This is a genomic window from Thalassobaculum salexigens DSM 19539 (assembly GCF_000423805.1).
Classification (GTDB): domain Bacteria; phylum Pseudomonadota; class Alphaproteobacteria; order Thalassobaculales; family Thalassobaculaceae; genus Thalassobaculum; species Thalassobaculum litoreum.
Genome location: NZ_KE384094.1, coordinates 988242 through 1000646, shown reverse-complemented (window position 1 = coordinate 1000646; position 12405 = coordinate 988242). Strand labels below are relative to the sequence as shown.

The 12405-nt window shown below is 68.9% G+C and carries 9 protein-coding genes; 6 read left to right on the top strand and 3 right to left on the bottom strand.

The window, feature by feature from the left end:
• From G578_RS0119890 to G578_RS0119870, 5 genes are all read left to right on the top strand, one after another.
• Nucleotides 1-2526 (top strand): ABC transporter permease, encoded by a 2526-nt coding sequence (locus G578_RS0119890; RefSeq protein ID WP_028795727.1) that lies wholly within the window; start codon nt 1-3, stop codon nt 2524-2526.
• A 173-nt stretch (nt 2527-2699) separates the two neighbouring features.
• The gene (locus G578_RS28715) at nt 2700-4688 is read left to right on the top strand and encodes a PAS domain-containing sensor histidine kinase (protein WP_051245047.1); all 1989 of its coding nucleotides are present in this window, start codon (nt 2700-2702) and stop codon (nt 4686-4688) included.
• Between the two features lie 179 nt (nt 4689-4867).
• Complete coding sequence (locus tag G578_RS28710; RefSeq protein ID WP_051245046.1) at nt 4868-6715, top strand: sensor histidine kinase; 1848 nt, start codon at nt 4868-4870, stop codon at nt 6713-6715.
• Between the two features lie 135 nt (nt 6716-6850).
• Nucleotides 6851-8071, top strand: a complete 1221-nt coding sequence (locus tag G578_RS0119875) for an argininosuccinate synthase (RefSeq protein WP_028795726.1) — start codon at nt 6851-6853, stop codon at nt 8069-8071.
• Between the two features lie 21 nt (nt 8072-8092).
• The gene (locus G578_RS0119870; protein ID WP_028795725.1) at nt 8093-8854 is read left to right on the top strand and encodes an SDR family oxidoreductase; all 762 of its coding nucleotides are present in this window, start codon (nt 8093-8095) and stop codon (nt 8852-8854) included.
• A 158-nt stretch (nt 8855-9012) separates the two neighbouring features.
• On the opposite strand, the gene G578_RS0119865 is transcribed toward G578_RS0119870, so the two are convergent.
• From G578_RS0119865 to G578_RS0119855, 3 genes are all read right to left on the bottom strand, one after another.
• Nucleotides 9013-10182, bottom strand: a complete 1170-nt coding sequence (locus tag G578_RS0119865; protein ID WP_028795724.1) for an NADH:flavin oxidoreductase/NADH oxidase — start codon at nt 10180-10182, stop codon at nt 9013-9015.
• Nucleotides 10183-10219: 37 nt separating this feature from the next.
• Nucleotides 10220-11293 (bottom strand): dipeptidase, encoded by a 1074-nt coding sequence (locus G578_RS0119860; RefSeq protein WP_028795723.1) that lies wholly within the window; start codon nt 11291-11293, stop codon nt 10220-10222.
• Nucleotides 11294-11370: 77 nt separating this feature from the next.
• Nucleotides 11371-12066, bottom strand: coding sequence for an NnrU family protein (locus G578_RS0119855; RefSeq protein ID WP_028795722.1), 696 nt, complete (start codon nt 12064-12066; stop codon nt 11371-11373).
• A gap of 39 nt (nt 12067-12105) precedes the next feature.
• On the opposite strand from G578_RS0119855, the gene G578_RS0119850 reads away from it, so the two are divergent.
• Nucleotides 12106-12393: a DUF3253 domain-containing protein gene (locus G578_RS0119850; protein ID WP_038015203.1), complete on the top strand. Its 288-nt coding sequence runs from the start codon at nt 12106-12108 to the stop codon at nt 12391-12393.
• Nucleotides 12394-12405: the final 12 nt, after the last annotated feature.

Genomic DNA, 12405 nt, shown 5'->3' with positions numbered 1-12405 from the left:
ATGCGCACCGGTCCGCTCGCCCTGCGCCTCGCCCGACGCGAGCTGCGCACCGGCCTGAAAGGGTTCCGCATCTTCCTGGCCTGCCTCGCCCTCGGGGTCGCGGCGATCGCCGCCGTGGGGTCCGTGTCCTCGGCCATGATGTCGGGGCTGGAGGGCGACGCGCGCCGCATCCTGGGCGGCGACGTGGCGCTGCGCATCGTGCACCGGCCGGCCGAGCCGGAGGCGCTGTCCTATCTGAGGGAGTCCGGCGAGGTCTCGACGGTGGTGTCGATGCGCGCGATGGCCCGATCCGAGGCCGGCGGCGACAACTCCCTGGTCGAACTCAAGGCGGTGGACGATCTTTATCCCCTGGTCGGAATCCTTGCCCTGGACCGGGACGTCACCCTGGAACAGGCCCTGGAACCGCGCGGCGGCGTCTACGGCGCGGTCGCCGATGCCAGCCTGGCCGAGCGCCTCAACATCGCCGTCGGCGACCGGCTGCGCCTGGGCGAGGCGACGCTGGAGCTGCGCGCGCTGATCACCGCGGAGCCGGACCGGCTGGTGAACTTCGCCAGCTTCGGCCCCCGGCTGATGATCTCCGACGCCGCCGTGGCCGAGACCGGGCTGGTGCAGGTCGGCTCCATGGTGCGCCACTACTACCGGATCGTCCTGCCGACGAGCACCGACCGCAATGCCTGGCTCGCGGACCTGGAGCAGCGCTTCCCCGATGCCGGCTGGCGGGTCAGCTCGCTGGAGAACGCCACTCCGGGCTACGACAATTTCGTCAACCGGGTGACCCTGTTCCTCACCCTGGTGGGCATGACCGCGCTGCTGGTGGGCGGCGTCGGCGTCGCCATGGCGGTGCGCAGCTATCTCGACGGCAAGACCGAGACGGTGGCGACCCTGAAATGCCTCGGCGCGCCGAGCCGGCTGGTGTTCCGCACCTACCTGATCGTGGTCTGCATGCTGGCGGCCGTCGGCACGGCGATCGGCCTTGTAGTCGGGGCCCTGGGACCGCTGGCGGTCGCCAAGCTGGCCGCCCCGCTGCTGCCGTTCGACGTGCCTGTCGCGATCTATCCGGTCCCGCTGGCCCTGGCGGCCCTGTTCGGGATGCTGACGGCGGTCGCCTTTTCCCTGTGGTCGCTGGGCCGGGCCTGCGACGTGAAGGCGGCCCAGCTCTTCCGCTCCGCCATCTCGCCGCTCGGCGGGCGGCCGCGCCTGCCGTATCTGATCGGTCTGGCGCTGGCGATCGGCACCCTGGTGGCCCTGGCGATCGCCACCGCCACCGATCCGTGGCTGGCCACCTGGTTCATCCTCGGCTCCATCGGGGCGATCGCCCTGTTCCTGGCGGCGTCCTGGGTGATCATGACCGTCGCGCGCAAGGCCGGCCGACCCCGCGATCCCGAACTGCGCATGGCGCTGGCCAATCTGTACCGGCCGGGCGCGCCGACCCCCGGCGTGGTGCTGGCGCTGGGCCTCGGGCTGACGGTGCTGGTCACGATCGCGCTGATCCAGGCGAATCTGTCGCGCCAGGTCGATGAGCGCATCCCGGAGGTGGCGCCGGCCTATTTCTTCATCGACATCCAGCCGCACCAGGAGGCCCGGTTCCTGGAGATCCTGCGCGGCATCGACGGGGTCGGCGAGATCCAGACCACGCCGATGGTCCGCGGCCGCATCACCAAGATCAACGGCGTGCCGGCGGACGAGGTGACGATCGACCCGGACGTGTCCTGGGTGCTGCGCGGCGATCGCGGGCTGACCTACTCGGCCACGCCGCCGGAGAATTCCGAGGTGGTGGCGGGGAGCTGGTGGCCGGCCGATTATGCCGGCCCGCCGCTGGTGTCCTTCGACGTCAACATCGCCAAGGGCATGGGGATCGGCATCGGCGACAGCATCACCCTCAATATCGTCGGCCGGCCGATCACCGTGGAGGTCGGCAATCTGCGCAAGATCGACTGGGGCTCGCTCGGCATGAACTTCACCTTCGTGTTCGCGCCGGGCACGCTGGAGGCCGCCCCCCATTCGGTGATCGCCACCGTGCATGTCGACGATCCGGCCCTGGAGGCGGAGGTCCAGCGGGCGGTGACCGACGCGCTGCCCAACGTCACCGCGATCCGGGTCAAGGACGCCCTGGACGGCGCCAGCCGGATCCTGACGGCGGTGTCGGTCGCGGTGCGGGCGACGGCGGCGGTCACCCTCGTCGCCGGTACCCTGGTCCTCGCCGGCGCCATCGCGGCCGGTCACGCGCGCCGGGTGCGCGATGCGGTGATCCTGAAGGTGCTGGGCGCGACCCGCCGGCGGATCGTGAAGACCTACCTGCTGGAATACGGCCTGCTCGGTCTGGCGACCGCGGCCATCGCCTCGCTGGTCGGGTCGCTCGCCGCGGCGGCGGTCGTGGTGGAGGTGATGCGGGGCGACTTCGTCCTGCCGCCCGGCGTGCTCGCCCTGACCGCGCTGCTGGCGATGGGGATCACGGTGTCCTTCGGCTTCGTGGGGACCTGGCGGGCGCTCGGCCAGCGGCCGGCGCCGATGCTTCGCAACGAATAAGAGAGGGTCGCGCCTGGGCCCACGGCGAAATCGGGCGTCGTAGCCGGATCTTTAACCGGTTCTTAGCTTTCCCGGCGGCACTCTTCCCTCGACCACAGGATGGGCAGATCCGTAACGGTAGGCTGTGAAACGTGAGATCACCGTCTCGACAAGGTGACGACTGGGGAATTTCCATGGTTCAAGCGGTGATCGATCCGCTTGAGCACGCCGTGATCATTCTGTCGGCTTCGCAACGGCATCTGACCTGCGTGGCCGCCAACGGCGCGGCCCGGTTGCTGCTGGCCCCCGACGGACCGGATCCTGTCGGACGCGCGATCGACGGCCTGCTGTCCGGCGACAACAGGACAGCCCTCTCCCACACCCTTGACGTCCTGAGCGACGGCACCGTCCGCTCGGCGGGAATCGCCCTCCAGGGGCCCGACCGCCAGGTCTCGATCGCCACCGTCAGGATCGTCCCCATCGGCGACTATGTCGCGTGGTACCTGTGGCCTCCCTCCGCCGAGCCGGTCGCCGCCGAGCCTCCCTCCGCCGAGCCGCCCTCCGCCACGCGGCAGACCGCCGTTGCCGAAGCACGATTCCGTACCTGGCTCGATCACGGTGACGACCTGGTGGCGGTTTACGACCCGCAGGACCGGCTCGTCGCCGCCAACGACAAGTGGCTCGATGTCCTGGGCATCGACGCGCTGAGCGATGTTGTCGGGCAGAGCGCCTGGGAGATCGTTCGGGGGCGTTCCGAGAAGGTGGACTACGCCGCCACGGGCTTTCCGAGCAAGGAGGCCTGGATCGAATACTGGTTCGCCCATCGTCAGAACGACACGCTCGACGGCGTGGTCGTCCATCTGAACAACGGACGGGTGCTGCTGTCCCGGTTCCACAGCACAGAGGCCGGCGAGCGGATCTTCGCCGCCCGCGACATCACCGAGGCCGAACGCACCCGGCGGCGGATCGGCGAGGCCTTCGAGGCGATCGGCCAGGCCTTCGCCCTGTTCGATGCCAACCAGCGGCTGACGGTCTGGAACAGCCGGCTGGCCGACCTGGCCTCGGGCCTGGCGCTCACCGCGGGCATGCCCTATGCGGCGGTGATGCGGGCCATCGCCCAGGCAAGCGTCACCATGAAATCCCGCAGCGGCAATTCGCTGAAGGCCGACGATCTGATCTCGCGGCACCCGTCGGTCGGACAGCGGTTCGAGTTCGAGCTGGTGGCGGAGACGGGCCGGACCCTGCGGGTGCACGAGGACGTGACGCACGAGTTGGGGCGGGTGCTGATCGGTCACGACATCACCGCGCTCAAAGGCCATCAACTCGCCCTGGAATACCGGGTCGAGGATCTGGGGCGGGCCCGCAAGGAAGCGGAACATCACGCCGCGCGCGCGACCGCCATGGCCGAGCTTCTGCATACCGAGAAGGAGCGCGCGGAGTCCGCCAACCGCAGCAAGTCCCAGTTCCTCGCCAATATGAGCCACGAGCTGCGCACGCCGCTGAACGCGATCATCGGGTTCTCGGAGATCCTGAAGAACGAGACCTTCGGCCCGGTCGGCCACGAGCGGTACCGGGGCTATGCCGACGACATTCACGCCAGCGGCCACCACCTCCTCAGCCTGATCAACGACGTGCTCGACATGGCCAAGATCGAGGCCGGCAAGTTCGAGCCCGTGCTGACCACCAATGCCGTCGACGACCTGATCCACGAGGTCCGCCGCATGATCAAGGGACGGGTCGCCGAGGCCGGCCTGATCCTGGTGATCGACATGCCGCCGATCGGCATCTACTGCGACTTCGACCGGCGGGCGATCAAGCAGGTGCTGATCAACCTGCTGGCCAATGCCATCCGCTTCACCGATGCCGGCGGCGAGATCACGATCCGCGTGCGCAGCGACGACGGCGGCTTCACCATGCAGGTCCAGGACACCGGGTCGGGCATTCCGCCGGAACACGTGGACCGGTTGCTGCAACCCTTCGAACAGATGTCCGACATGACCCGGCGCGGCCAGGAGGGGACGGGGCTCGGTCTGTCCCTGTCGAAGGCGCTGGTCGAGGCCCATGGCGGCACGCTGTCCATCGACAGCGAGGTCGGGCGGGGGACGGCGGTCACCCTGTGGCTGCCTCCGGCGCCACGATCCGGCGAGTGGAACAAGACTTCAGAGAATTTTAACCGCATGTGACGAAAATGCGCATCAGGCGCGTGTGCGCCGCAGGTGGATTTACAATGTCGGTTCAGTTGGCGGTTGCCGAAAATCCAACGGAAGATCTGCTCAACGCGCTGAGTCCCGCGTCGGATACACTCGACTCCGCCTTCCTCGGCGCGATGCTGCTGTCTCCCCTTCGTGGGGACGACCGGTCATTGTGCGATCTCCTTTGCGCCGACGTGACGCCGGGCGCCCTGTCGCTCCTGGCCCTGGACAAGGAGTCCCTGCTGGGCGCCAGCATGGCGCGGCGCCTGGTGGGCTGGATCGGCCGCGACCCGCTGCGTCTTGCCGATGCGGTGATGCGCGATGGCCGGCCGGTCGACTGCGCCTTCGATGCCACCGCGGCCAGAACCCGGCAGCCCATCCGCGCCCGCTTCGCGCGGCACCGGCTCGGCGTTCTGGTGACGTGGAGCGATGCGGTCTCGCAGACCGAAACCTCCTCCCGCCTGAAGGACGCGGAGCGCCGGGCGGAAGCGGCGGAGGCCCGCCTCGTCGACAGCTTCATCGTCAGCCCGGATCCGTTCGCCCTGTTCGACAGGGACGACAAGCTCATTCTCTGCAACGAGGCCTGGATCGAGGTCTTCGGGCTGCAGGAGATCGATTCCGTGATCGGCCGCGGGTTCGATGACCTGATGGACGCCGCCGGCCGGAGCGAGTCCACGCCGTTGCGCCGCGACTACGCCCGCTGGCGCCGCGAGACCCGGATCTCGGAGCAGGACGACACCTATGAGATCGAGCTCCCCGACGGGCGGAGCTTCCACATGCGCGAACGCCGCACCCGTGAAGGAGGCCAGGTCAGCATCGGCTCGGAGGTGACCGAGATCATCCGGCAGCGCGAGGTGCTCCATCGGGCCCTGGAATCGATCAACATCCGGGTCGCCATCTTCGATCCCGACGACCGGCTGGTCGTCTGGAACCAGGCTTATGCGCAGCTGATCGGCGAGGACCTGCTGCAGCAAGGCATCACCTTCGAGGCCTGCGCGCGAAGTGTTGCCACCAAGACCGACGTCGTCACGACCTTCGACGGGCGCGAGGTCGATATCGACGAGCAGCTGGAGCTGCACCGACAGAAGCGCGAGGAACTGCTGTTCGAGCGCTGGCACGACAGCGGCGCCGTCACCCTGATCAGCGAGACCCGGACGCCGGACGGCTGGATCATCATCGCCGGCACCACGATCACCGAGCTGAAGGCCAAGGAGGCCGTGCTGCGCGCCCGGGTGGCCGAGCTGGACAGCGCGCGCGCCGACGCGGAGCGGCACGCCGCCGATCTGGCCGTGGTCACCGAGCAGCTCACCCTGGAGAAGGAGCGGGCCGAGGCGGCGAACCGGACCAAGTCCCGGTTCCTCGCCAACATGAGCCACGAGTTGCGGACCCCCCTGAACGCCATCCTCGGCTTCTCGGAGATCCTCAAGCTGCAGGCATTCGGCCCCTTGGGGGCGGATCGCTACCGGGAATATGCCGAGGACATCCATTCGAGCGGCGGGCACCTGCTCAGCCTGATCAACGACATCCTCGACATGTCCAAGGTCGAGGCCGGCAAGTACAGCCTCGTCATCGAGGAGGTGTCCGTCGGCGACGTGATCGACCGGGCGGTTCGCATGATGCGCGGCCGGGCGACCGAGGGCGATCTGCAGCTGAACGTCATCCCGGTCGACCCGGCCCTGACTCTGCGGATCGATCCCCGGGCGATCAAGCAGGTGCTGATCAACCTGCTGGCCAACGCCATCAAATTCACGCCGGCCGGCGGCCATGTGGAGCTCAGCACCGCCGAGGAGGCGGACGCGGTGGCCATCATCGTGCGGGACACCGGCATCGGGATCGATCCCAAGGAGATTCCCCGCCTCATGCGGCCGTTCGAGCAGGACCGGGCCACCGGCGGCCAGGGCACCGGCCTCGGCCTGCCGCTGAGCAGCGCGCTGGTCGGGCTGCATGGCGGTCGGATGACGGTGGACAGCCTGCCCGGGGCCGGCACCAGCGTGACGATCCGCCTGCCGCGCGACTGACCGCGCGACCGACCGCACGACGTCAGGTCCCGCCGCCCTCTTGCCGAGTCCCGGCCGCCCCCTTACAACGCCGCGCAGGAATGTCGTGCGTCGCCTTGGTGGCGCCGCACGCCGAAAGGGAGCCTTGATCAAGCGATGTCCGATACCGAGTCCGTGAAGAAAGTCGTCCTCGCCTATTCCGGTGGCCTGGACACCTCCATCATCCTGCGCTGGCTCCAGGACACCTACCGATGCGAGGTCGTGACGTTCACCGCCGATCTCGGCCAGGGCGAGGAGCTCGAGCCGGCCCGCGAGAAAGCCAAGCTCATGGGCGTGAAGGAGATCTTCATCGAGGACGTGCGCGAGGAGTTCGTGCGCGACTTCGTCTTCCCGATGTTCCGGGCCAATACCGTCTACGAGGGCACCTACCTGCTCGGTACCTCGATCGCCCGTCCGCTGATCGCCAAGCGGCAGATCGAGATCGCCCAGCAGACCGGCGCCGACGCCGTCTGCCATGGCGCCACCGGCAAGGGCAACGACCAGGTCCGCTTCGAGCTGAGCTATTACGCGCTGCAGCCCGACATCAAGATCATCGCCCCGTGGCGCGAATGGAACCTGACCTCGCGCACCGCGCTGATCGACTACGCCGAGAAGCACCAGATCCCGGTGCCGAAGGACAAGCGCGGCGAGGCGCCGTTCTCCGTCGACGCCAACATGCTGCACGTCTCCTCCGAGGGGAAGGTGCTGGAGGATCCGGCGGTCCAGGCGGCCGACTATATCTGGTCGAACACCATCGCGCCGGAAGAGGCGCCCGATAAGCCGACGTTCGTGGAGATCGGCTTCGAGAAGGGCGACCCCGTCTCCATCGACGGCCAGAAGCTGAGCCCGGCCACCATCCTGACCAAGCTGAACGAGCTCGGCCGCGCCAATGGTATCGGTCGCCTCGATCTGGTGGAGAACCGCTTCGTCGGCATGAAGAATCGCGGCCTCTACGAGACCCCGGGCGGCACCATCATGCTGGTCGCCCACCGGGCCATGGAGAGCCTGACGCTGGACCGTGAGATGGGGCATCTGAAGGACGAGCTGATGCCGCGCTACGCCAAGCTCATCTACAACGGCTTCTGGTTCGCGCCGGAGCGCGAGATGCTGCAGGCCGCCATCGACTTCAGCCAGCAGGCGGTCACCGGCACGGTCACGATGAAGCTCTACAAGGGCAACGCCATGGTCGTCGCCCGCAAGGCCGAGAAGAGCCTGTTCTCCGCCGACTGGGTGACCTTCGAGGAGAGCGCGGTCGCCGACTACGACCACAAGGACGCCCAGGGCTTCATCAAGCTGAACGCCCTGCGCCTGCGTCTGAAGAAGATGCTCCAGGGCTAAGAAGGTAGGGCTGAGGCCGTCATGGCCGACAGGGTCGCGCTCGTCACCGCCGGTGCCCAGGGCATCGGCCGGGCGATCGTGCTGGCCCTGTCCGCCGCCGGCTGGCGGGTCGCGGCGATCGACATCGACGCCGAGGCCCTGGCCGAACTGCCTGACGACGTCCTGACCGTCGCCGGCGATGTCGGCGACGAGGCAGTGGTTGCCGACGCCATTGCCCGCACGGTCGACCGCTTCGGTCGGCTCGACGCCATCGTCAATAATGCCGGCATCAACGCCAACGGCCCGGTCGAGACCCTCGACCTGGATGCCGTGCGCAAGGTGTTGGACGTGAGCCTGGTCAGCATTCTGGCCACTGCCAAGCATGGTGCCACCCATCTACGGGCATCCGGAGGCGGGGCGATCGTCAACATCGCCTCCTCCCGCGCCCTGATGAGCGAGCCGGACACCGAGGCCTATTCCGCCGCCAAGGGCGGGGTCGTGGCGGTCACCCACGCGCTGGCGATGTCGCTCGGCACCCGGGAGTACCGGGACGGCCCAGCGATCCGGGTCAACGCGATCTCCCCCGGCTGGATCGAGACCCGGCCGTGGCAGAAGGCCTCGCAGCGCAGTGCGGCCGAGCACAGCGCCGAGGACCGCGAGCAGCATCCGGTCGGCCGGGTCGGACGGCCGGAGGACATCGCCGACGCGGTGCTCTACCTGCTCGACGACAAAGCGGGCTTCATCACCGGCCAGAACCTGGTGATCGACGGCGGCATGACGAAGAAGATGATCTACGCGGAGTAGGGCGGCCCTCTTTGCGATTTCCCAATCCCGTCATCCCGGCGGACTCCGGACCTGATCCGGAGACCGGCCGGGACCCCGGGGGGTCGTGCGGCCGGGTCCCGGCCCGGGCCCGGGATCGTCCGGGATGACGGTTGTTGGGTGAAAGGCTGCGCCGCCCCCTACCGCTTCCCGCCGCTGGCCGCGATCTCGCTGCGGCGGACCATGGCCCAGCCGTATTGCGTCTCCCACAGCGCGCAGTCCGGATCCGCGCCGAGCGCTTCGGCGGCGTGGACCGCCCAGAACGGGTTGTACATCAGCTCGCGGCCGATCCCGATCAGGTCGGCGCGGCCCTGCTGCAGGATCTCCTCGGCCTGATGCGGATCGGTGATCACGCCCACGGCCATGGTCTTCACCCCGGCCTCGGCCCGCAGGCGTTCGGCGAAGGGCACCTGGAAGCCCGGCCCGCGCGGTGCCCGATCCAGCGGCTTGCCGGCATAGTCGGCGCGGTAGGCCGGCGGTCCGGCAATGCCGCCCGACGAGCAGTCGACCACATCCACGCCCCGCGCACCGAGCTCCGTCGCCAGCGCCACGGAATCCTCGATCGACCAACCTTCCTGCGGACCGTCGATTGCCGAGATGCGGCAGAACAGCGGGAGCTCGTCCGGCCACACCGCGCGCACGGCTTCTGCCACCTCCAGCAGGAAGCGCATCCGCCCGGCCCGGTCGCCGCCATAGGAATCGTTGCGTTGATTGGTCAGCGGCGACAGAAAACTGTGCAGCAGATACCCGTGGGCGGCGTGGATTTCCGCCACCTTGAAGCCGGCCGCCAGCGACCGCCGGGCCGACGCGGCGAAGGCGTCGACCAGGTCGCCGATCTCCGAGGTGGAGAGCGGATGCGGCGTCGGCCAGTCCTCGCCCACCGGCAGGGCGGAGGGTCCGACGGTCTGCCACGGCTCGGCATCGCTCGGCGACTTGGGGCCGAGCGGCTTGCCGCCGGTCCAGGGCTCCGCCACCGAGGCCTTGCGGCCGGCATGGGCGAGCTGCACCGCCGGGATCATGCCGGTGCCGGAGATGAAAGTCGCGATCGGTGCATAGGCCTCGGCCTGGGCGTCGGTCCACAGCCCGCAGCAGCCATGGGTGATCCGCCCCTCGGGCCGCACGGCCGTCGCCTCGGTGAAGACCAGGCCGGTGCCGCCGCGCGCGAACGCGCTCAGATGTGAGAAGTGCCAGTCGTTCGCCAGCCCGTCCCGCGCCGAATACATGCACAGCGGCGACAGCACCACCCGGTTGGGCAGGGTGATGCCGCGGATCGTCAGCGGCTGGAACAGGAGTTGGGTCTCGGTCGCCATGGGGTCTCCCTTTCGGTCGGTACGGTGGCGCCCGGTCTCAGCCGCCCCAGGTCTTCTCCAGCACCCGGACCCAGTTGCCCCAGCACAGCTTCTCCATCAGCGCGTCGTCCACGCCGTGATCGCGCATCGCCTGGCGCATGACCGGCAGGCCGGCAACGTCGCCGATATCGCCCGGGATTGTCGCCCCGTCGAAATCCGATCCGAAGCCGACCCGGTCCTCGCCCACATGCTCGATCAGGTGGTCGAAATGGCGCATCATCACGTCGAGCCCGGTCTGGGCGTTCATCTGTCCGTCTTCGCGCAGGAAACAGGTGGCGAAGTTGACGCCGACCATGCCGTCGCTCTCGCGGATCGCGGCGAGCTGCCTGTCGGTCAGGTTGCGGGTGCTGGCACTGAGCGCGTGGGCGTTGGAATGGGTGGCGACCAGCGGCGCGTCGCTGAGCTTCGCCACGTCCCAGAACCCGGCCTCGTTCAGGTGCGACAGGTCGACCATCACCCCCATCTCGTTGCAGCGCCGGATCAGCTCCTTGCCGAGATCGGTGAGGCCCGGGCCGGTATCGGGATTGCCGGGGAAGCGGAACGGCACCCCGTGGGCGAAGGCGGTCGGCCGGCTCCATACCGGGCCGATCGAGCGCAGGCCCGCCTGGTACAGCAGTTCCAGCGAGCGGAACTCCGGATCGATGGTCTCGGCCCCCTCGATATGGAGGATGGCGGCGACCGACCCGCGCTCCAGCGCGCCCCGGATGTCGGCGGCGGTGCGGCAGACGGTGAAGGCGCCCTCGCTCTCCTTCTCGATCTGGAACAGCAGTCCCATCATCTCCAGGGCGATGGGCTGGGCGTAGCCGATGTCGAGCTCGGCCGGCAGCGGCAGGTCGTAGCTGTCGCCCTGCATGGAGTCGGTGAAGTTGTCGACGTTCGGGTCCTTCGGCGAGGGCACGAACACGGCGAAGAAGCCGCCGCCGAACCCGCCCTTCTGCATGCGCGGCAGATCGAGATGGCCCCGGTTGTCCCCCTGGACGAACTGGGTCGCCGCGTCGGCCGCGTCCTTGCGGTGCAGGCGGAGCAGGACGTCGTTATGGCCGTCGAAGATCGGAGGGGTGGTGGAGGGCATGACGTGCCGCCTGTACCGGTGAGAAAGGTCCCGAGACTAGCAGCAGGACAGCGCGTCTGACGAGGCGGGTTCTGGCCTTATCCCGGATGCGGCCAGACCCCGGCGTAATAGGGGTGCGCGCCGTAGAGCAGGACCCAGACCAGCACGCCCAGGCCCAGCCGCCACCAGCCGATGCCGGCCAGGTCGAGGCTGGTGCGGCCCTGGATCACCGCCAGGAACGGGATGACCGAGGTGGTCATCGCCACCGGACCCCAGGCGCTGTCCACCTTGCGCCGGAGCTTGGCGTCGAGCGCCGGCATGCCGGCGAAGGACAGCACCGCCACGGCGCCGAACAGCAGGATCGAAGCGAGATCCCCGTTGGTCGCCAGATGCCCGAGCGACCACAGGCCCGTACCCCACAGGAACGGATGCCGGGTGATGGTGAGAATGCCCTTGAGGGTCGTCGGCTCGGCCATCATCGCCTCGCCGCCGACCGAGGTCGGGCTGCGGGTGGTGATGCCGGCGACCAGCAGGATGCAGGCGAGCGGCACCAGGATGTTGGGGATCCACTTGGTCGCCGCAGATGGCAGCCAGACCTCGACATACGGGGCGTCGCGGAACGCCAGGATCAGCCAGACCAGGGCGCCCAGCATGACCAGCGAATACAGGCCGCGGAACTTCTCCTCGCCGATCGCCTCGACCGCCCGGTCCCGGATCGGTGCCGAGGACAGGGCGAAATGCCCTCCGGCGAACGCCAGCGCGCCGATGATGACCGCGTCGATCGTGCCCAGCATTCTTCTGGTCCTTCCCGCCTGTCGGACTATGCTGGCTATATGGCAAGTGAACCGACCGAAGCAACTGTCGAGCGCCTGGAGGCGCTGATCCTGGAACGGTGCGCCGCGAGCGGACCGGGCAAATCCATCAGCCCGGACGAGGTGGCGCGCGCCGCCGGCGGCGATCCGAACGAGACTCCGACCTGGCGGCCGCTCCTGCGCTCCGTGCGGGCTGCGGCGGCGTCCCTGCAGGACCGCGGCGCGATTCAGGTGCTGCGCAAGGGCAAGCCCGTGGACATCCGATCCGCCAAGGGCGTCATCCGCCTGACCCTGCCGGATCCGGCCTGACCGGACCCCGCC